This is a genomic window from Acinetobacter sp. 16, assembly GCF_033439925.1.
Lineage (GTDB): Bacteria > Pseudomonadota > Gammaproteobacteria > Pseudomonadales > Moraxellaceae > Acinetobacter > Acinetobacter junii.
The window spans coordinates 2,106,728-2,126,677 of record NZ_CP137746.1 but is presented as its reverse complement, the minus strand read 5'-3'; the positions used below and the strand labels follow the sequence as shown (position 1 = coordinate 2,126,677).

Genomic DNA, 19,950 nt, shown 5'->3' with positions numbered 1-19,950 from the left:
CAATAATATAAGTATTAAAAAAAGACGGTCATAAGACCGTCTTTTTCACATACAGATCAAAGCTGTTCAACCGCTTGATCTTTGGTTTTTCTAAAGCTATGCAGCTTGCGATTAATATCATCAATAAAGGTATACACCACTGGAATAACCAATAAAGATAAGAAAGTGCTCGTGATTAAACCACCAATTACTGAAATTGCCATTGGTGCACGGAAGCTTGGATCTGTTCCGATACCCAAAGCGATAGGTAGCATACCTGCACCCATAGCAAGGGTTGTCATAATAATCGGGCGTGCACGTTTATGACAGGCATCAAGCAAAGCATTAAATCGTGAATAATCTTTCTCTTTTCTTGCGATGATCGCGTAATCGACTAAAAGAATAGAGTTCTTACTTGCAATCCCCATCAGCATAATTAGTCCAATCAAACTTGGCATTGAAAAGCTGCTTTTTGCCAAAAGCAACAATACAAATGCACCGCCCAAAGACAATGGTAATGCGACCAAAATAGTAATAGGTTGTAAGAAGTCTTTGAATAAGAGCACTAAAACGACATAGATACATAGTACCCCTGTGAGCATTGCCAATCCAAAGCTTGAGAAAAGCTCCTGCATTACCTCAGCATCACCAATATTGGTACGTTTCACGGTAGGTGGTAAGTTTTTCATCGTTGGTAATTGATCAACTTTTGCTGCTACATCACCAAGCGGTTGGTTATTCAACTCAATATTAAAATTAATATTACGCAGGCGATTGAAACGATCGATTTGTGATGGACCGCTTTCAATATTGACATCAGCAATTGTGCCTAACATTACTGGACCATGACTTCCTTTGATCATTAAGCGTTTAATTAATTCCTGATCTTGACGTGCAGAAAGCGGAAGTTTGATCACGACAGGAACTTGTCGTTGCGATAAATTTAATTTTGCTAGGTTTTGGTCGAAATCACCTGCAGTGGCAATTCTCAGTGTTTCTGCGATATCAAAAGTTGTAACCCCAAGATCAGCTGCTTTAGCAAAATCTGGGCGGATAACCAATTCTGGACGAATGAGTGCTGCACTGGAAGTAATACTGCCGATGTTTGGAATTGTGCGTAATTCGCGTTCCAGCTTACGTGCTGTTGAAATAAGAGCTTCAGGGTCATCACCTGATAAGGCGAGTTGATATTGGCTATTGTTCCCTGCGATACCGACTTGAATACGAGCACCGGGTAAAGGAGCGAGTAGTTGACGTATTTCACTTTCGATTTCTTGCAAACTTAAACTACGATCTGAGCGCTCTGAGGTTTGGATTGTCAGAGTTGCTTTTCGAGGCTCACTGGATGCACCACCAGAAAAAGGATCTGAACCTGCTGCACCACCGCCGATGGTTGTATAGATGCTTTTGATTTCTGGATGATCTTTAATAAGATTTCGTGCGTATTCGGCAGTTTTTAAGGTGTCTGCGAATTGTGAGCCTGGAGTGAGTTCTAATCTTACTTGAGTTTGTCCTGTGTCAGGTGGTGGAACAAAACCTGTAGGCAGAAGCGGAATCAGCATAATGGAGCCGATGAAAAACAGAATAGCACCACCAAGCGTAACCCAACGATGATGTAGACACCACGTTACTAAACGCATATAGCCACGCATAACACGACCATCTTTTTCTCGGTCACGTGCGAGTTTTGATGTCCCTTGATCATTTAATCTATCTGCATCTGAGTTTTCTGCCGTGTTTTCAACTTTACCAATCCAAGGCTTCAGAATATAAGCTGACATCATAGGTGTTAATAATCGAGCGACTAAAAGCGAGGCAAATATCGCTAGCGCTGCTGTCCATCCAAATTGAACAAAGAATTTTCCTGCGATGCCGCTCATGAATGCGGTGGGAAGGAATACAGCAATCAATGTAAATGTAGTTGCAATAACAGCTAGTCCAATCTCATCGGCTGCTTCCATAGCAGCTTCATAAGGTGTTTTACCCATCCGTAGATGCCGAATGATATTTTCAATTTCAACAATTGCATCATCCACCAAGATACCCACGACGAGTGACATAGCGAGTAGTGTTACGGTGTTTAAGGTAAATCCAAAATAATACATGCCGATTAAAGCAGGCAAAATAGAAAGAGGTAAAGCAGTTGCTGCAATAATCGTAGCTCGCCAATCGCGTAGAAATAGCCAAACCACTAAAATTGCAAGAATTGCACCTTCATAAAGTAGTGACATGGAACCTTTATAGTTGTCAGCAACAGGCTTAACGAAGTTAAAGGCTTCTGTGATTTTGATATCTGGGTGAGATGCCTTAAGCTTATCTAATGCTTCAATAACGCCTTTTTCAACATCAACTTCACTTGCACCTTTACTTCGTGTGATCTCAAAACCGATTACTGGCTGTCCATTCAGTAATGCTGCAGAACGTCGTTCCGCTATTCCATCTCGAATTGTAGCCACTTGATCAAGTCTGATATGTCGACCATCACTTAAAGCGATATCCATGGCACCAATTTCAGCAGCTGTTTTTACAGTTGCAATCGTACGAATGGATTGTTCACTGCCACCAATCTTGGTTTGTCCACCTGAAGCATCTTGTTGAACCAAACGAAGCTGGCGAGTGATATCAGTTGCAGTCGCATTGAGTGCCAATAATTTTTCAGGATCGAGTTCGACTTCAACTTGGCGGGTGACACCACCAACACGTGCAACAGCACCCACACCTTTAACCTGTAACATAGCACGAGCAATATCGTAATCCACGAACCACGAAAGAGCTTCTTCATCCATTTTAGGGGATTGGATGGTATAGGTGAGGATAGGTGAACCAGATAGATTAATTTTACTAACAATCGGGTCTCTTAAATCAGCAGGTAGGTCTGAACGTACTTGTGAAACAGCATTACGCACGTCATCAACAGCTTCTTGTAGTGGCTTTTCCAGCTGAAATTCTGCTGTGACTGTCACAACACCATCTTGAATGTTGGTGTACTGATTTCTCAGACCTTGTAGCGTTGCAATTGAGTTTTCAATTTTTCGAGCAACTTCTGTTTCTAACTGTGGTGGAGCTGCACCTGGTAATGCGGCGGAAACAGTCACCATCGGTAATTCAATATCGGGAAATTGTTGTATTTTCATCCAGTGAAAACACAACAGACCTGCCAATCCAAGCATGATGAATAAAAGAATTCCTGGAATTGGATTTCGGATTGACCACGCTGAGAAATTCATTTTATTTCTCCTGCGATTTCACAAGTTTTTGAGTAAGTGGCGTTTCAGGAATTGCTTGCGCAACATTCACTAAATCACCATCAGTCAAGAAACCTGTACCAGAAGAAACCACTTTTACATTTAACGGGAGGTCTAAGATTTCAACTCGATCATTTTGTCGACGTCCTGTTGTTACTTTTTTCTGTGTTACACGGTTGTTTTGATCAAGTACAAAAACATAGGAAAATCCATCACGTAGCAGTAGAGCGGTCTGAGGAATGGTGATCGCTGTTTTTTCACCTAGATCAAACTCTCCCTTTACAAACATTCCCATACGAATTGCTTGAGTTGTTGGCAAATCAACATATACCAAACCATAACGTGTTTGAGGATCAATTACTGGTGCAATCATTCTAACTTGACCTGTCACTTTGGGTTGTGAAGGATCAGGTGAAATAACGTGAGCAGTCATACCTTGTTGAAGTTTGTATAAATCTGTTGTTGTAACTTCAGCTCTCCACTCCAAGCGATGATCTCTAATCAAGCGGAATAATTCTTGACCTGTTTGTGCTAAAGAGCCAACGGTTGCAGTTCTAGCAGAAATGACACCGTTGTCAGGAGAAACGACTTGTGTTTGGGCTAAGCGCAGTTGATTACTTTCAATTTGTGCTTTTGCTGCATCTAAACGTGCTTGAGCTGTTGCTTGTGATGTTTGATATTGTGTTGATTCTTGAGCTGAAATAGCACCAGTATTTTTTAACTGCTGAATGCGCTTATTATTGGTAATTGCATCAGCCAAGACAGCTTGAGCTTCTGCATAGCTTGCTTTTGCTGCCGCTAAATCAGCACGAATAGTTTCACTATTAATTTCAGCTAAAATTTGACCACGTTTTACTTCATCACCGACATTTACATTCACGCGTGTCAATCTCTGTCCAGATAGCTCACTGCTAATTACAACTTCTTGCCAAGCTGCAATATTTCCATTCGCAGTAAAAACTTGTTTCCAGTTTTGTTGTTCTGGTGAAACTACTGTTACGGTCAGTGCAGCTTTTTGAGTGTTTGTTTGAGCATTTTTTTGCTTATCATCTGTATCTGAGTTTTTACTTGAACTCGTTTTCCACATAAAAAATGCAACAGTCATAAGTACAATAATGATTGCAGCAATCAACCAAACCTTTTTCTTTGTATTTTGTGAAGTTTGAAGAGCCATCTTTCCATAGTCACCAAATTTTGATGCCTAAGTATAGACGAACATTTCAACAGATGGTCAATAGTTAATAGACAGATGAATAGCTTTTAAGGGGCTTAGGAAGTTAAGCATATCAAAAAGTATGGTAACTTCCTTATATGAAAGCAAAAAATAGATACTATTCCCGTTCAAGAATCACAGAGGCAAAATTCAGACAGATCATTCGCTTTTTTGCCATGGATTTAACTGCTTCAGATACAGCTAAACTCACCAATATTTCTGTACGTTCCATCAATACAATTTACATCAGGTTGCGTAAAAAGATTGCGGCTCAATGTGAGGAAATATCTCCTTTCAACGGTATCGTTGAACTTGATGAATCCTACTTTGGTGCTCGTCGTATTCGAGGAAAACGTGGACGTGGTGCATCAGGAAAAACCATTGTATTTGGACTACTCAAAAGAGATGGAAACGTATACACAGAAATTGTGCCTGATTGCTCCAAAGCTACGCTACAGGGTATTATTCGAGGGCATATAGAGCTTGATTCTGTGATCAATACAGATGGATGGAGAGGCTATGATGGTTTAGTTGATATTGGTTTTGACAAACATTTAAGAGTGAATCATGGGGACAACGAATTTGCATGCGGGGAGCGTCTTATTAACGGCATAGAATCATTCTGGGGATATGCTAAAAAGCGACTCGTCAAGTTTAATGGAATTGACAAAAAGATGTTTTATTTGCATCTTAAAGAAACGGAGTATCGCTTCAATCATCGGAACGGTAATTTATATCTCGATTTGCTTAAATTACTCCGTAACAATCCTCTTTAACTTCCTAATCCCCCTTTTAAATGCACTATATGTCGGGAGACAAATGAATAGAAAGCGGCTACATATTATGAATATTTAAAGAGGTAATAAGCGGTTGATCACCACATTTTTCATCACAATTGTTGATGTGAGTCGTTGCACATTTGGTAATGCCGATAAACTATCATCATAGAGTTTTTGAAAACTAGCTAGATCTTTGGCAACCACATGGAGAAGATAATCAGGATTACCAAACAGACGTTGTGCTTGAATAACGTTGGCTATTTCACTGACTTTTTCTTCAAATTGAGATAGTGCGCTTTTATCTCCATCTTTAAGTGTCACAAAAATGATAGCTGAGAAATTAAATCCAATTTGAGATGCTTCCAAATCCGCATGATAGCCTTTGATTACACCTGATTCTTCCAGAGCCTTTACTCTACGATGGCAAGGAGACAAGCTTAGACCTACTTTTTCAGCGAGTTCTGTGATAGATAGTCGCCCATTTTTTTGTAATTCAGCAAGAATTTTCTTATCTGTGCGATCCATTTAGAAGAATCTCCTGAATAAATAGAAATAAAAGAAATTAATTAGGAAAACATTTTAACCATTTAAGCATATTCTCTCCAATAGATTTTTCAACACATGGTTGAAATAAAAATTCATTTCAATCGTAGTGTATTGAAATAAATAGAGTTATGGATATGGATTTAAATGTAATTATTGCCTTTTGGTGTGTTTCAATCTTGTTTGTTTTAACACCTGGTGCTGACTGGGCGTATGCAATATTGGCGGGAATAAAAGGGAAGTTTATTGTTACAGCTGTTTCAGGGCTTGTACTGGGGCATTTTTTAGCGATTTTGTGTGTTGCGGCTGGAGTAGGTGCTTTAGTTAGTCATTATCCAATTTTATTGACATCTTTAACGATTGTTGGCGCATGTTATTTACTGTGGATGGGAATAAGCTTGGTAAGCGTCCGCTGAACCCCATGCCTATTTTTTAATTTGAGTTGGATTTCCAGCGATGTGGTAGTAATTCTTCTATTTGGGTCGCTTTATGCGTCGGCAGCCTTTTCAGCACATCACTGAGATAGGCATACGGATCCAACCCATTCAGCTTTGCTGACTGGATTAAAGTCATGATATTTGCCGCTCGCTGTCCACTGCGCAGCGAACCTGCAAACAACCAGTTCTTACGGCCCAATGCCCAGGGACGCATTGAGTTCTCTGCCCAGTTATTGTCAATGGGTAGATTGCCATCATCCAGATAGCGGCTTAAGGCTGGCCAACGCTTCAGACTGTAATTGATGGCCTTGGCGGTTGGAGAACTCGATGGCACCGTCAGATAATGTTGGTTGAGCCATTCACACAGTTGTTGCATCACCGGTTGGCTGTGCTGTTGTCGGTATTCGCGGCGGTGTTCTGCTGTACCATCGGTCTTTTTCCTGAGTTCTGCTTCTATCGCATACAGTTTCTGAATCATCAGTAATGCCTGTTCAGCGATCTGACTTTTCCCGGTCACATGTAGCTCATGGAATTTACGACGTGCATGCGCCATGCAGCCCACCTCTATGACATCGCCTGATTTAAAGCGTGCTTTATAACCACTGTAATCATCACAGACCAGATGGCCCTGCCAGCCATTCAGGAACTCTTCTGCATGCTGACCTGAACGGCTATCCTGAAAGTCATAGATCACCGCTTGAACTGGATTGTACTGTGTAGTGGCATAGGCCCAGACATAACCTTTCTTCGGTTTTTTCTCATCATCACCCATCCGCATGATGGTGACCGGCGTTTCATCGGCATGGATCACCCGCTGTTGCAGCACCACCTGTTTTAAGGCATTGGCCAGAGGTTCCAGTTCCACACCGCAGCGACCTATCCAGTCAGATAACGTTGATCTAGAAAGCTCGATTCCCGCCCGCTGATAGATCAGACGTTGACGGTACAGCGGTAAATGATCGGCATACTTCGATACCAGCACATGGCTGAGCAGTTCAGGTGAAGCAATGCCTTTATCAATCACATAGGCAGGCATCGCTTGCTGAGTCAGGGTGTCACACTGATCACAGACCCATTTGCCACGCACATGCTGTTCCTTATAGAACTGTGCCGGTCTGAAATGTAGTTTTTCACTGATATCTTCGCCGATACGACGCAAGGTGCAGCCACAAGCACATTGGGTTGATGTTGGTTCATGCTCGATACGGATGGTGTGTAGATGATCGGGCAGCAGTCGACGTTTAGGTTTGTTGACTGTGGCTTTGTGTGTCGCTGCATCAGTTTTATCTGCATTCAGCCGTTCCAGTTCCAGATCAACAGCGGCAATATCTTCTTCGACCGCTTCATCCCACAGATGGATTTGTTTTGCGGTGAGATGTTCGTTTTTACTGCCAAATTTGTGCTGTTTAAATAGTGCGAGCTCATGCTCGTATTTTTGCGTGAGAATGGAAAGATGTTGAACTTTGGCATCCAATTGCTGGTTTGATTTTTCTAATTCTTGATTTGATTGTGCCAAAGACTGATGCTGCATTGCCAACTGCCGGGTAAATTCCAGCAGTTGTTCATGGGTCAGTTGGCTTAAATCAGGCAGCGTATTCATGACCGCAGTATGCCTGAGGTCATGACGCAGAGGAAATAGAACGTTTGGAGAATAGCAGAATGGACCAAGCTAGTTTAGAGCATCGTCACCACCTGCTGTCGTCCAATGCGCTGCCAAGGCAAACCCTGGATCAGTGCCTGTAACTGTTCTGGGCTGAGGGCTACGCTTTCACCCTGGTGAACTTTAGCCCAGTGAAATTTTCCCTGTTCCAACCGCCGGGCACACAGCCAGATGCCCAGTCCATCATGTACCAGCACTTTCATGTGATGGCCACGTTTATTACAGAACAGGTAAGCACAATGCGGTTTGATGTAGCCAAAGGCTCTCACCACCTGAGCCATGGCCGTATCCATACCTGCACGCATGTCCATGGGCTGAGTAGACAACCAGATTTCATCGATACGGATCATGTTGTAAGTGCCTTGAGTAATTCTGCTAAAGCAGATATTTCTGATACTTGCCATTTCAAGCCAATTTCTGCTTTTGAGTGGGGTAAAGTAATTTGAACCGTTAACATGCCAGTAGGGATAGGATCTAATGGTGCGGAGCAAGATAAGGTAATAAATGCAGGTTTATTCGGTAGTAGTGAGCGATCATTCCCTGGCTTAGCATCAATTAAGCGAATCCATTTGGATACAAGATTTGTATTCAATCCATGTTGCAAAGCGACCGAAGCAATTGAAACCTCCGATGCTTTACACGCCTGAACGATCTGCTGTTTAAATTCAGCACTATATGTTCTTCGTTTTATCGTAAGAGATGCGATGGATGTCTGGTTATTTGTAGTCATAAATTTAAGTTCCCACTTGTTTTTAAGTCAGGACTAAATTAAGGCTTATAGGACGAATTCATAAGGTGTGTTCAGCGGACGCTTACCATTTATTCACCCAAACTTGCAGTTTTCAGCTACAGCTCAGATCCTTTCTTTAGGTATTATTCATTTAATTAGTTGCGCGATTGTTTATGTATTGGTTGGATTGGCAGCAAAGAAACTATTAAGTACTAGACCCTATGCGGTTAGGGTGGTAAGTCGAATTTCAGGTACGTTGATGGTTTTGATAGCCACAATTCTAATTATTGGTCAGGTTTAAGTTTTATTTCGGAATCTGTAATAGAAATCACTTACAGATTCCGAACTCATTGTATTTAAAGAATTGCTTTTAAGCGTTTAACCACTTCTTCACATTGAGCGAGATCAGCAACTAGAGCCATGCGCACGTGACCTTCGCCTGGATTGCCTTGTTCAGTATCACGAGATAAATAGCGACCTGGAAGAACTTTGATATGTGCTTTTTCCATAAGCATTTGAGCAAAAGTTTCATCATTGTCAACTTTTAACCAATAGTAGAATCCAGCATCTGGCTTTTGTAGTGGTAATAAATGACCAAGTTCGCTTTGGAATAATTCAAATTTCGCACGATATTGTTGGCGGTTTTCTTCCACATGTGCTTCATCATTCCATGCTGAAATAGATGCAAGCTGATGTTGAACAGGCATTGCTGCGCCATGATAGGTACGATACTGTAAATAAGGTTTTAATAATGCTGCGTCGCCTGCAACGAAACCAGAACGCATACCTGGAAGGTTTGAACGTTTTGAAAGTGAATGAAATACGATGCAATTCTTATAGTCATCACGTCCAATTTCAGCGCAGACTTCTAAAAGGCCAATTGGTGCTTGGTCAAACCAAAGTTCTGAATAACATTCATCAGAAGCAATAACAAAACCATATTGATCAGACAGTGCGATTAGCTTCTTAAATTGTTCTTTTGAGAGTACGGTTCCAGTTGGATTTCCTGGTGTACATACAAACAATAAAGCTGTTTTTTCCCAAACTTCTGCAGGTACAGCATCAAAATCGCCTAAATAACCATTTTCTTCTGTACAGTTGATGAAATATGGTTTTGCACCAGCAAGTAACGCAGCACCCTCATAAATCTGATAAAAAGGGTTTGGCATCACAATATAAGGTGCATCTTCTCTTTTAATTAAAGCTTGTACAAAAGAAAAGATTCCTTCACGTGTGCCAGAAACAGGCAAAATATGTTCTTCTGCACTGATTTGATTCAGTGAAAAGCGATTTGTAAGCCATTGTGCAATACTTTGGCGCAGCTCAGGTAAGCCCTTACTGTTTGGATAGGTTGATAAATGTGCAAAGTTTTCAATAATTGCTTGTTTAACGAACTCAGGTGCAGGATGTTTCGGTTCACCAATAGACAATGGAATCAAAGGTAAATTGGCTGGTTGCACATTTTTAAAAAGTTGATTTAACTTTTCAAAAGGATACGGATGCAATAAAGACAAGCTAGAGTTCATTTAAACAGTTACCGAACAATAAAAATTAAGAGGGTGGATTACAAATTTGGTTTGATGCTTCATCAAGAGCCGCTTTCAGTGTCTCAGCAAAGAGTTTGACCTCTTCATCAGTTAACAACACACCATTTTTTTTGGTCACAAAGAAAATATCTTCAGCACGTTCACCTAGGGTAGCAATCCTCGCTGAGTGGATATCTAAACCTTGTAGCATGAAGAGAGCGCCAATACGTGCAAGTAAACCGGGTTGGTCAAGTGTCGATATTTCAACCATATGCTGTTGTAAAGCAGGGTTTAGTGCGATATCGACAGTGTTCTGAACATCGAAATGGCGCAAATGTCTTGGTATACGACGTTGCATGATACCAGGGTATTGGTCAGGATGGCTGAGCGCTTCAACCAATGCCAATTTCACTTTTCGTTCCCGTTCTGGGTCAGTCAGTAAGGTACCAAAACGATCTAAGACTAAATATGTGTCTAAACTAAACGCAGTACTTGCCGTAATAATTCGGGCGTCTTGAACATCAAGGTTCATACGATCTAGTACGGCTACTGTTGTGGCAAATAAGTTTGGCTGATCACGGGTATAAATAAAAATTTGTACTGCATCTTGCGCAGCATTGCGGTGAGCACGTAACAATACCAACGGAGCAGGGTTATCGCCGTGTTGTAATATGGCTTGAGTATGCCAAGCGATTTCATTTGCAGATTCTTTTACAAAGTATTCATCACCAAGTTCTTGCCAAACCTTTTCTACTTCAGCGAGTGAAAAATCATTCACTAACAATTCACTTGCAGCGAACTTGGTATCTTCAATCAGCATTTGATAATCAACTGGTCGACCTAGACCTGATCGAATCACATCACGTGCATAGGTATACAACTGACGCATTAATGAAGCACGCCACGTATTCCACAGTTTTGGATTTGTCGCATTGATATCTGCAACCGTAAGCGTGTATAGATAATCAAGATGCTCCATATCACCAACTTTTTCAGCGAATTCTTTCACTTCATCAGGGTCAGAAATATCTTTTTTCTGAGCAGTGAGTGACATCAGTAAGTGATTGTTGATTAACCATGCAACAAGTTTACATTCACGTTCAGTAAATCCGTGTGTGCGACAGAATTCAATCGCATCCAAAGCACCGAGTTCACTGTGATCACCGCCACGACCCTTGGCAATATCATGGAAGATTGCAGCAAGATAAACGATGTCATGACGTGAAATACGTTGAAACACTGAACTCACGACAGGAAATTCTTTCGCAAATTCAGGCTCTTTGAAACGACTTAGGTTGCGTAGCAATAATAAAGTGTGAGCATCGACTGTATAAATATGGAAAAGATCATATTGCATCAGCCCAGTAATTTGACCGAAAGCAGGGATGTAATTACCTAATACGCCATAACGTTTCATCGCGACCATAGTGTCATATAAATCGGGTGAACGAATAATCGACATAAATAGTGCTTGATGCTCTGGATTATCGCGGAAGCGTTGATCGATTCGTTTAGCTGCGAGCACAAGTAGTCGTAATGTACGCGCACGAATCCCTTTTATTTCAGGACGATTGGCGAGTAAATAGAATAACTCTAATATTGCACTTGGCTCTTCAGAGAAAACTTTGTGGTGCTGTACTGCAAGTTTACCATCTACGATTTTGAAACGTTCATTGATGTCTTCGATTTGACGTTCATAGTCTGGTAAGCGAGGGGTAATCACTGACTCGTTAAAATATGCTAAAAGCATTTCGTTCAGTGTTGAAACTTGCTGTGCTGTTCGATAGTAACGTTTCATAAATTGTTCAACGCCATAGTTGGCAGGTTGACCTTCTTCACGAACATAGCCAAATTTAGCAGCTATCTCTCTTTGATGATCGAATAAAAGTCTATTTTCATCACGTTTAGCTAAACGATGTAAATGGCTACGAATTTCCCATAAGAAGCTTTCTGCTTCTTCTAAAACTGCAAGTTCAAATTCTGTAATAAAGCCTAAATGCACAAGATCATAAATACGATTTACACGAAAATGGCGTTTAGCAATCCAACCAATTTGATTGATGTCACGGATACCGCCAGGCGCATTTTTAATATCTGGTTCGAGATTGCTTTCAGTATTATTGTGTTGAGCATAACGCTTAGCTTGCTCTTCCATTTTCGCATCATAGAAGGTTTTATCCGTCCATGTCTGTGCGACAATTCGACGTGGCCATTTTGCTAAGTTTTCATTGCCTGTGATCAAGCGTGCTTCAATCAAGGTAGTAGCGACTGTTAAATCATTTGATGCTTGATCTACACAGTTTTGAATCGTGCGTACACTGGTACCTGGTTTAAAATTACCAACATCCCACAAAGAGGAAATGAAAGAAGAAATCAGCTTTTCATGTTCTTCACTGATCTCATCTTCAGACAAGATCATAATATCTGTATCTGAATATGGCAGCATTTCACGGCGACCATATCCACCTACAGCGAACAACCCTAAATTCGTTTGATCTAAACCTGCATGATTCCATAAAAAAATCAGTGCTTCATCAATAGAGTTTGATCTAGCTTTAATTACTTCACGAATAGATTGCCCATTTTCATAACTCTCTTGTAATTGCTTTTCTACATCGGTTCGCCATTGGTTAATAGCTTTAATATCATGATGGCTGGTGACATAGTTCAGCAATGGAGATGTATTGATCATGAAAATGGGTCTACTCAATTTAGGTTAAACGTTGGTTTGAACATTCACTTGATCTGCGGCTTGTTTTGCCAGTTCACGAGCCAAGTCTGTATTTTCAGCACGTGCCGTAGCAACACCCATACGGCGGCGTTTGAAACCTTCAGGCTTACCAAACAAACGCAAGTCAGTGTTCGGGTTTGCTAAAGCAAAATTCAAGCCAGAAAAGTTAAGATTTTTTGCATCAACACCCGCATAAATCACTGCGCTTGCAGCAACACTATGGCGTTCAGTATTGACTGGTAATCCTAGAATCGCACGTGCATGAAGTTCAAATTCACTTTGGAACTGAGAAGCGAGGGTAACTAATCCAGTATCATGAGGACGAGGTGATACCTCACTGAACCAAACTTTATCGCCTTTAATAAATAACTCTACACCGAAAATACCACAACCACCCAAAGCAGTCGTAACTTTATTAGCAATTCGTTTTGCTTCTTGTAAAGCTGCAGCAGTCATTGCTTGAGGTTGCCAGCTTTCTACGTAATCACCAGCATCTTGGCGATGCCCAATTGGATCACAGTAATGTGTTTCAATCTCACCAGTTTGAGGATTTTTAGCACGAACTGTAAGTAGGGTAATTTCGAAATCAAAATCAATTTGTGACTCAATGATCACCGTGCCTTGATTAACTCGACCACCTTGCATTGCATAATCCCAAGCTGCATCAACTTCATCAAAGTTTTTTACTCGAGATTGACCTTTGCCAGAAGATGACATTACAGGTTTTACAAAGTTTGGATAACCAATATCATCGCATGCAGCACGGAAGCTTTCCAAAGTACTCGCGAAACGATATGCAGAAGTTGGTAAACCAAGTTCTTCAGCAGCTAAACGGCGAATACCTTCACGATTCATCGTAAGGTTTACAGCTTTTGCTGATGGGATCACCGTTGCCGTTTGAGACTGTTCGATTTCGACGAGAACTTCAGTCGCAATTGCTTCAATTTCTGGGACGATTAGATTAGGTTTGATTGTTTCAATCAGTTGTTTTAATTCGGTAGGATCAGCCATATTCAAAGTATATGAATAATGAGCAACTTGCATAGCAGGTGCATCGTCGTAACGATCAGCAGCATGAACTTCGACACCTAAACGTTGTAAAGATATAACAACTTCTTTACCTAGCTCTCCAGAACCTAACAGTAAAACCTTAAATGCAGAAGATTGAAGTGGAGTTCCAAGAGTGACGCTCATGCGCATAATCCTATCCTGAGTAATTTGTGTTTAAGCATAGCAGAACTTTTTGTTGAATTAAGCTCGCTAGGAACAAAAATAATAGGTTTTTGTTAGACAAATAATGGCTTTAAGTTTCTTTATCCAAGATGGAAAGACAACTATTTATATAAATTAAATGATTTTATTGAGTCTAAAACGATTAATGTCATAGCTGCATGATAATGTGTCAACAGCCGTTGAGAATTATGACTAAATTGACTAGCATAAAGACCAAATTTTTCATCGGCGAATTGATATGTTAAATGCAAGAGTTCATCTTTTAGCAGCACTGATGATTTGTCCTTTTTTAGCTGCATGTGGTAACTCAAACAGTGAAAGCGAGAAAAAGGTTGAAATCAAACCAGCTCCAAAATTAACGAATGACGCTACAACATATGCAAATGCTGCTTGGAAGTTAATTAATGAGATAGATGTACTTGTATATAACAAGCAAGTTACTGATATCGAAGAGAAGGTGAGAAAGCCTATCCGTCAGTTGAGTACAGATTGGCGTATTAATGTCAAAATGACTGATTCTGTGACGGAAGGGAAATATGCTTTATGTCGTAAAGCGCTCACAAGCCTAGATAGTTGGGCTAGAGATGTTAAAGACAATGCAAATAACTCAGGTCAGAAGCAATCAGATTATGAGCGCGATAAAGCCCAGTGTAAGGATGCAATTGACAATCCAGCATTAGGTAATACTTCACCGAAGTAAATTTAAATTTGCGCCTAAAGCGAGAATACGATTTTCGCTTTAGGTTTTATGTAGCTTCTATTTTTTTAATTTTTTATTTTCAGGTTCTTAGATTGCTCATTATTAGAAAAATAAATCTGGGATATCAAACAAACATTTTACTTTTATTGATTCAGATTATTCACCGCAGCTAAATGTCTCAACCCATCTAAATTTATAACGATGATTTTTTTAAATCCTAATTGAATGATTCCTTGTTTTTCGAAAGCATTCAATTCTTGATTTACAGTCTGCCTAGAGACTGTCAGCATATTGGCAAGTTGATCTTGTGAGATTTGAATATTTAGATCTTGAATGGATGAGCGGTTACCGTAACCTTCTAATATAAATAACAAGCGTTGAGCAAGACGCTGACTGATCGTTTGAGTTTGAATTGCAATTTGCTCTAAAAAGACATAGCGAAGTTTTTGACTGGTCAGTAGGGCAAAGAAATACCAATAATAGGGATTTTTAGATAAAAACTCGTTCAGAGGTTGAGCTGGGATTTGAAGCACAACACTTTTTTTCAATGCAATAGCATCATGAGAGCGTGGTTGTTTGTCTATGAGAGAAATCTCGCCAAACCACATGATTGGTTCAGCGATAGCAGCAATTGCTTCATTACCGTTAACGTCTATGTAACCCAAACTAATTGAGCCATCGAGAACACCATACACACCATCGAATTGATCTTGAGCATTAAACACAGCGGCATTTTTTTCAATTATAAGTTTCTTACCATGATCCAAAATGAACTGCTTGAAAGGCTCTGCAAGATGACTAAACCACGAATTTTGCTGTAAATGGTGAATATGAATGGGATCTAACACTCTATTTCCTTTAAAAAATATAAATCCATTTGTCAGCTACATGACAATTTTATTTGCTGATTTGTAATAGATTAATAACATACAGAAATAATATGAGGAATTAAAAATGACAAATTTGGAGCGTCTACTCAGTCAGTATGCTGCATATCATTTGGATCAGAAAAATATTGTGACCCATTTTGTGGGTATTCCACTGATTGTTTTTTCAATTTTATGCTTAACTGCGCGTGTGGGAGTAGAAATATCAGGAGTTTCAGTGACTTTGGCATCGATACTGATTGTATTGAGTGCGATTTACTATATATCACTAGATATATTTGGCATTCTAATGTTGATTATATTCATCGCAGCATATCCACTTGCAGTAAAAATAGCCGTATTACCGATGTGGAGCTGGTTAGGAGCGAGTATCGGTATTTTTGTAGTAGGTTGGGTATTTCAATTTGTAGGGCATTATTTCGAGAAGAAAAAACCTGCATTTGTTGATGATTTGATTGGTTTAGCAATAGGACCTCTATTTGTATTGGCAGAGTTCGTTTTTCTACTTGGATTCCGTAAGCCATTACATCAACGTATTTTAAAAGAAGCACAAATGAAACGTGCAGAAATGGATATGAAACCGCAAACAGCGTCTTAATTGATCTATTGCAAGTTAAAAAGCCAAGCTCATAACGACTTGGCTTTTTCATTTACTGATTCTAAAAGCTTGATCTAATTGCTAAGCTTATTTTCAGTTTAGGTTGATGATTTATTATTAAAGAGCAAATGACAGGAATTTATGAATATTGGTCCTTACCTGAAAAATTAGAAATTAAATGTCCATGTTGTGTCGATAAAGCTAATTTCGAATTTGCCAGAATAGCCAAGATAACACTCAAGAAAGATGTCGAGTATTTCCAACAACATGCTGATTTTGAATATGAGCGCTTTCAGGATAGTTGCGGAGCTTATTGGCATGCGGCATTTTATTATCCAAATCTATCAATTCCGATTTAACAAATTCAAGACTTACCTAAAGGCTATGATGCAAAAGTTTGGCATGCACGTTATTCCAGACTAAGTCATGGAGGAGTCGTTTGCGAATCATGTAATTGTCAACAAAAGCATCATTTAAACTGGCCGAATGATGCTTATTACACTGTGACGTATAAACAGCAAGTTTTATGGGCGTTTCATCGTGAGGCTGCTTTGGATCTGTATCATTATCTAAATGAAAACCTAAGAGACCACAAAAATTATCGACATTCTTTCTTTTTATTACATATCCCAACTATCTTTAAGCAGAAAAAAGCGAGATTGCATGTAACGCAACAATTGAAAAAGTTATTGTTATAAGTTGTTTTTAAATTTAAGTGGTAATAAATAAATAAAAAAACCGCCAATCAGGTCAAATTGGCGGTTTGGAAATCAAAACTTTGATTTATACGTTGAAACGGAAGTGAAGGACATCACCGTCTTGAACGACATAAGTTTTACCTTCTAGACGCCATTTTCCTGCTTCTTTCGCGCCGTTTTCACCGTTGTATTGAATAAAGTCATCGTAAGAAATACATTCTGCACGAATAAAACCTTTTTCAAAATCAGTGTGAATCACACCAGCCGCTTGTGGTGCAGTCGCACCCACTTTAACTGTCCAAGCACGAACTTCTTGTACGCCTGCAGTAAAGTATGTTTGTAAGCCAAGTAAGCTATAGCCTGCACGAATCACTACGTTTAGACCTGGCTCTTCCATGCCCATTGCTTCTAAGAATTCAGCACGGTCTTCATCTTCTAATAATGAAATTTCAGCTTCGATTTGGTTACAAAGTGGTACAACAATCGCATTTTCTTGAGCAGCAAGTTTTTTTACTGCGTCAAGATGTGGATTATTTTCAAAACCATCTTCTGCAACGTTAGCAATATACATAGTTGGTTTAAGTGTCATTAAACCAAAACCACGAACAGCTTTACGTTCATCATCTGATAGATCAGCGGCACGTGCTGGTTTACCTTCATCGAGTAAAGGTTGGATTTTTTCTAAGGCTGCTTTAGTAGCAATTGCATCTTTGTCACCACCTTTAGCTGCTTTAGTTAAGCGTAGTAATGCTTTTGCAACAGTATCAAGGTCAGCAAGTGCAAGTTCAGTATTGATGGTCGCGATGTCATCTAATGGGTCAATTTTACCATTTACATGAATCACGTTTTCATCTTCAAAACAACGAACCACGTGTGCAATTGCATCTGTTTCACGGATATTGGCAAGGAATTGGTTACCCAAACCTTCACCTTTTGAAGCACCAGCAACCAAACCTGCGATATCAACGAATTCCATCGTAGTTGGAATAACACGTTGTGGTTTAACAATTGCTGTAAGTTTGTCTAAACGTGGATCTGGAACAGGAACAATGCCTGTGTTTGGTTCAATGGTACAGAACGGAAAGTTTTCAGCTGCAATCGCTGCCTTTGTTAATGCATTGAACAATGTAGATTTACCTACGTTTGGCAGACCAACAATACCGCAATTAAAACCCATGAAACCACTCACAAATGTGTTATTTAAAAATTGCTGCTGATTTTACATGAAAGCCATGACAAAGTCAGGTCATGGCGAGTGTGGATTTTTATTTCAAGCTTAAACTTTTCGTTTATCGAGTTGTTTGGCAATATTATCACCTGTCGTTTGTACCAACATGACCAAAACAATCAGGACTAAAATAACCGCCAGCATGACTTGCATATCAAAACGCTGATAGCCATAACGATAGGCAATATCACCGAGCCCACCTGCACCAATCGCACCTGCAATGGCAGAGGAACTGATCATGGTGACAATAGTCACGGTAAAACCTGCAATAATTCCGGGTAATGCTTCCGGAAGCAGCACGTGCCAAAGAATCTGCTTGCGGTTACAGCCCATTGCTTGTGCTGCTTCAATCAACCCTTGATCGACTTCACGTAGACTGACCTCCGCAATACGGGCGAAGAACGGAATCGCAGCAATGGTTAAGGGCACAATTGCAGCCAAGACGCCGTAACTGGTGCCGACGATCCATCGGGTAAATGGAATCAAAGCCACCATCAAAATCAGGAAGGGGACTGATCGAGTGATGTTAATGATCCAGCCTAAGGATTGATTGATTTTCTTGGAAGGATAAATGCCAAAATCAGCAGTACTCACCAAAATTAAGGCAATGGGCAGACCAATCAAAAAGGCGAGAATTGCAGAAACACCGACCATGATTAAAGTATCGGTAGTGCCTGTCAGTAATAGATCAATGAGTTGATTGTACATAACCGATCACCTCAAGTTGTGTTATAGCAGGATGTTTTTCAGATTGTGAGTGGTTTAGATCAAAGTCGAGATTGCGAATCCCGATGATTAGTGAACCGATGGTACGTTGCTGAATGGTATCTATCTGACTGTAATACACCTGAACGGGGCTATTAAAGCCATCCAATAGTTCATATAAATCAGGCACCGATTTCGACTCACTGACATATTTCAATTTTAAAATCTGATGCGTACTCTGAGGCAGAATGGTTTGGCTCAACTCAAAGGGTAAATTCACCTGTTCAAAGTTGAGTAATTCCTGCGTGATCTGTTGTTGTGGATTGGAAAATACCGACCAGACTTGCCCGGCTTCAACAATTTCACCCTGATCAATTACGATCACTTGATCGCAAATCTCTTGGATAACTTGCATTTCATGGGTGATCAAGACAATGGTTAAATCAAGGTCCTGATTGATCTGTTTTAATAAGGACAGAATATTTGCGGTACTTTCAGGGTCTAGTGCTGAGGTGGCTTCATCACAGAGTAGGATCTCGGGCTGAGAAACCAAGGCCCGTGCGATCCCCACACGTTGTTTTTGTCCACCAGACAGTTGAGCAGGGTAATCATTTCGCTTTGCCTCTAAGCCAACCAGCGTCAGTACCTCACTGACGCGTTGTTCAATCTCAGCTTTGTCATAACCCGCTATACGTAGCGGTAAAGCTACGTTTTCCCACACCGTTTTGGCAGACATTAAATTAAAATGCTGAAAAATCATGCCAATTTTCTGCCGGGTCTTGATCAACTCGGCATGTTTGAGTTCAGCAATATTTTGTTGATGAATCAGGATGCTGCCAGTATCAATCGACTCCAGTCCATTGAGGGTGCGGAGTAGGGAGGATTTACCCGCACCGCTTTTTCCAATAATCCCAACAATCTGTCCTTTGGGAATATCGAGATGAATGTCTTTTAAGGCATGTAAGCGTTGGCCCTGTACATCATAAAACTTATTTAAACCACGTATTTTTAGATGTGGAACTGAAAAATCGACCTGTGAACCAAAACTCACCATGATT

16 protein-coding genes and 3 pseudogenes are annotated in these 19,950 nt (G+C 40.2%); 6 read left to right on the top strand and 13 right to left on the bottom strand.

Annotated elements, in window-relative coordinates:
• Positions 1 to 56 precede the first annotated feature (56 nt).
• Complete coding sequence (locus tag R2H34_RS10440; protein ID WP_039048236.1) at positions 57 to 3,206, bottom strand: efflux RND transporter permease subunit; 3,150 nt, start codon at positions 3,204 to 3,206, stop codon at positions 57 to 59.
• Position 3,207: 1 nt separating this feature from the next.
• A complete protein-coding gene (locus tag R2H34_RS10435; RefSeq protein ID WP_087540884.1) occupies positions 3,208 to 4,398 on the bottom strand; it encodes an efflux RND transporter periplasmic adaptor subunit in 1,191 nt (396 codons plus the stop codon).
• Positions 4,399 to 4,535: 137 nt separating this feature from the next.
• Here R2H34_RS10435 and R2H34_RS10430 point away from each other — a divergent pair, with 137 nt between their 5' ends.
• On the top strand, positions 4,536 to 5,213 hold the full coding sequence (locus R2H34_RS10430) for an IS1595-like element ISAju1 family transposase (protein ID WP_108565305.1): 678 nt from the start codon (positions 4,536 to 4,538) through the stop codon (positions 5,211 to 5,213).
• A gap of 75 nt (positions 5,214 to 5,288) precedes the next feature.
• Here R2H34_RS10430 and R2H34_RS10425 read toward each other — a convergent pair whose 3' ends face one another.
• Positions 5,289 to 5,741, bottom strand: a complete 453-nt coding sequence (locus R2H34_RS10425) for an Lrp/AsnC family transcriptional regulator (RefSeq protein WP_004962624.1) — start codon at positions 5,739 to 5,741, stop codon at positions 5,289 to 5,291.
• A gap of 155 nt (positions 5,742 to 5,896) precedes the next feature.
• Between R2H34_RS10425 and R2H34_RS10420 the strand changes: the two are divergent.
• Positions 5,897 to 6,163 (top strand): annotated as a pseudogene (locus R2H34_RS10420) (LysE family transporter); the annotation flags it as partial.
• 28 nt (positions 6,164 to 6,191) lie between these two features.
• Here the strand turns inward: R2H34_RS10420 and tnpC are convergent.
• From tnpC to tnpA, 3 genes are all read right to left on the bottom strand, one after another.
• The gene (tnpC, locus tag R2H34_RS10415) at positions 6,192 to 7,796 is read right to left on the bottom strand and encodes an IS66 family transposase (RefSeq protein WP_004684361.1); all 1,605 of its coding nucleotides are present in this window, start codon (positions 7,794 to 7,796) and stop codon (positions 6,192 to 6,194) included.
• A gap of 74 nt (positions 7,797 to 7,870) precedes the next feature.
• The gene (gene tnpB / locus R2H34_RS10410) at positions 7,871 to 8,206 is read right to left on the bottom strand and encodes an IS66 family insertion sequence element accessory protein TnpB (protein ID WP_318342261.1); all 336 of its coding nucleotides are present in this window, start codon (positions 8,204 to 8,206) and stop codon (positions 7,871 to 7,873) included.
• Entirely contained in the window at positions 8,203 to 8,586 is a 384-nt protein-coding gene (tnpA, locus tag R2H34_RS10405) for an IS66-like element accessory protein TnpA (protein WP_004684363.1), read from the bottom strand. The genes tnpB and tnpA overlap by 4 nt, the downstream gene beginning before the upstream one ends.
• Positions 8,587 to 8,671: 85 nt before the next feature.
• Between tnpA and R2H34_RS10400 the strand changes: the two are divergent.
• Positions 8,672 to 8,887: pseudogene (locus R2H34_RS10400) on the top strand (LysE family translocator); the annotation flags it as partial.
• Between the two features lie 55 nt (positions 8,888 to 8,942).
• Here R2H34_RS10400 and dapC read toward each other — a convergent pair.
• Genes dapC through purT form a run of 3 tightly spaced genes read right to left on the bottom strand, consistent with a single transcriptional unit; the run spans position 8,943 to position 14,046 of the window.
• A complete protein-coding gene (gene dapC / locus R2H34_RS10395) occupies positions 8,943 to 10,112 on the bottom strand; it encodes a succinyldiaminopimelate transaminase (protein WP_087540779.1) in 1,170 nt (389 codons plus the stop codon).
• Between the two features lie 25 nt (positions 10,113 to 10,137).
• Positions 10,138 to 12,804, bottom strand: coding sequence for a [protein-PII] uridylyltransferase (gene glnD, locus R2H34_RS10390; RefSeq protein ID WP_004911835.1), 2,667 nt, complete (start codon positions 12,802 to 12,804; stop codon positions 10,138 to 10,140).
• Between the two features lie 24 nt (positions 12,805 to 12,828).
• The gene (purT, locus tag R2H34_RS10385; protein ID WP_171293847.1) at positions 12,829 to 14,046 is read right to left on the bottom strand and encodes a formate-dependent phosphoribosylglycinamide formyltransferase; all 1,218 of its coding nucleotides are present in this window, start codon (positions 14,044 to 14,046) and stop codon (positions 12,829 to 12,831) included.
• 268 nt (positions 14,047 to 14,314) lie between these two features.
• Between purT and R2H34_RS10380 the strand changes: the two genes are divergently transcribed.
• On the top strand, positions 14,315 to 14,776 hold the full coding sequence (locus R2H34_RS10380) for a hypothetical protein (RefSeq protein WP_004911833.1): 462 nt from the start codon (positions 14,315 to 14,317) through the stop codon (positions 14,774 to 14,776).
• Between the two features lie 143 nt (positions 14,777 to 14,919).
• On the opposite strand, the gene R2H34_RS10375 is transcribed toward R2H34_RS10380, so the two are convergent.
• On the bottom strand, positions 14,920 to 15,624 hold the full coding sequence (locus R2H34_RS10375; RefSeq protein ID WP_004911831.1) for a Crp/Fnr family transcriptional regulator: 705 nt from the start codon (positions 15,622 to 15,624) through the stop codon (positions 14,920 to 14,922).
• Between the two features lie 106 nt (positions 15,625 to 15,730).
• Between R2H34_RS10375 and R2H34_RS10370 the strand changes: the two genes are divergently transcribed.
• Positions 15,731 to 16,261 (top strand): DUF962 domain-containing protein, encoded by a 531-nt coding sequence (locus tag R2H34_RS10370; RefSeq protein WP_087540782.1) that lies wholly within the window; start codon positions 15,731 to 15,733, stop codon positions 16,259 to 16,261.
• A 128-nt stretch (positions 16,262 to 16,389) separates the two neighbouring features.
• Positions 16,390 to 16,959, top strand: a pseudogene (locus tag R2H34_RS10365) (hypothetical protein).
• A gap of 85 nt (positions 16,960 to 17,044) precedes the next feature.
• On the opposite strand, the gene ychF reads toward R2H34_RS10365, so the two are convergent.
• From ychF to R2H34_RS10350, 3 genes are all read right to left on the bottom strand, one after another.
• A complete protein-coding gene (ychF, locus tag R2H34_RS10360) occupies positions 17,045 to 18,136 on the bottom strand; it encodes a redox-regulated ATPase YchF (protein WP_042892112.1) in 1,092 nt (363 codons plus the stop codon).
• Positions 18,137 to 18,235: 99 nt separating this feature from the next.
• Entirely contained in the window at positions 18,236 to 18,895 is a 660-nt protein-coding gene (locus R2H34_RS10355; RefSeq protein WP_087540784.1) for a methionine ABC transporter permease, read from the bottom strand.
• A complete protein-coding gene (locus R2H34_RS10350) occupies positions 18,876 to 19,946 on the bottom strand; it encodes a methionine ABC transporter ATP-binding protein (RefSeq protein WP_087540786.1) in 1,071 nt (356 codons plus the stop codon). Before R2H34_RS10350 ends, R2H34_RS10355 begins: the two co-directional genes overlap by 20 nt.
• Positions 19,947 to 19,950 lie beyond the last annotated feature (4 nt).

Bases quoted from the DNA above. Each gene is read 5' to 3' on its own strand.
- R2H34_RS10440 (WP_039048236.1), bottom strand. From the start codon at position 3,206: ATGAATTTCTCAGCGTGGTCAATCCGAAATCCAATTCCAGGAATTCTT.
- R2H34_RS10435 (WP_087540884.1), bottom strand. From the start codon at position 4,398: ATGGCTCTTCAAACTTCACAAAATACAAAGAAAAAGGTTTGGTTGATT.
- R2H34_RS10430 (WP_108565305.1), top strand. From the start codon at position 4,536: ATGAAAGCAAAAAATAGATACTATTCCCGTTCAAGAATCACAGAGGCA.
- R2H34_RS10425 (WP_004962624.1), bottom strand. From the start codon at position 5,741: ATGGATCGCACAGATAAGAAAATTCTTGCTGAATTACAAAAAAATGGG.
- tnpC (WP_004684361.1), bottom strand. From the start codon at position 7,796: ATGAATACGCTGCCTGATTTAAGCCAACTGACCCATGAACAACTGCTG.
- tnpB (WP_318342261.1), bottom strand. From the start codon at position 8,206: ATGATCCGTATCGATGAAATCTGGTTGTCTACTCAGCCCATGGACATG.
- tnpA (WP_004684363.1), bottom strand. From the start codon at position 8,586: ATGACTACAAATAACCAGACATCCATCGCATCTCTTACGATAAAACGA.
- dapC (WP_087540779.1), bottom strand. From the start codon at position 10,112: ATGAACTCTAGCTTGTCTTTATTGCATCCGTATCCTTTTGAAAAGTTA.
- glnD (WP_004911835.1), bottom strand. From the start codon at position 12,804: ATGATCAATACATCTCCATTGCTGAACTATGTCACCAGCCATCATGAT.
- R2H34_RS10380 (WP_004911833.1), top strand. From the start codon at position 14,315: ATGTTAAATGCAAGAGTTCATCTTTTAGCAGCACTGATGATTTGTCCT.
- R2H34_RS10370 (WP_087540782.1), top strand. From the start codon at position 15,731: ATGACAAATTTGGAGCGTCTACTCAGTCAGTATGCTGCATATCATTTG.
- ychF (WP_042892112.1), bottom strand. From the start codon at position 18,136: ATGGGTTTTAATTGCGGTATTGTTGGTCTGCCAAACGTAGGTAAATCT.
- R2H34_RS10355 (WP_087540784.1), bottom strand. From the start codon at position 18,895: ATGTACAATCAACTCATTGATCTATTACTGACAGGCACTACCGATACT.
- R2H34_RS10350 (WP_087540786.1), bottom strand. From the start codon at position 19,946: ATGGTGAGTTTTGGTTCACAGGTCGATTTTTCAGTTCCACATCTAAAA.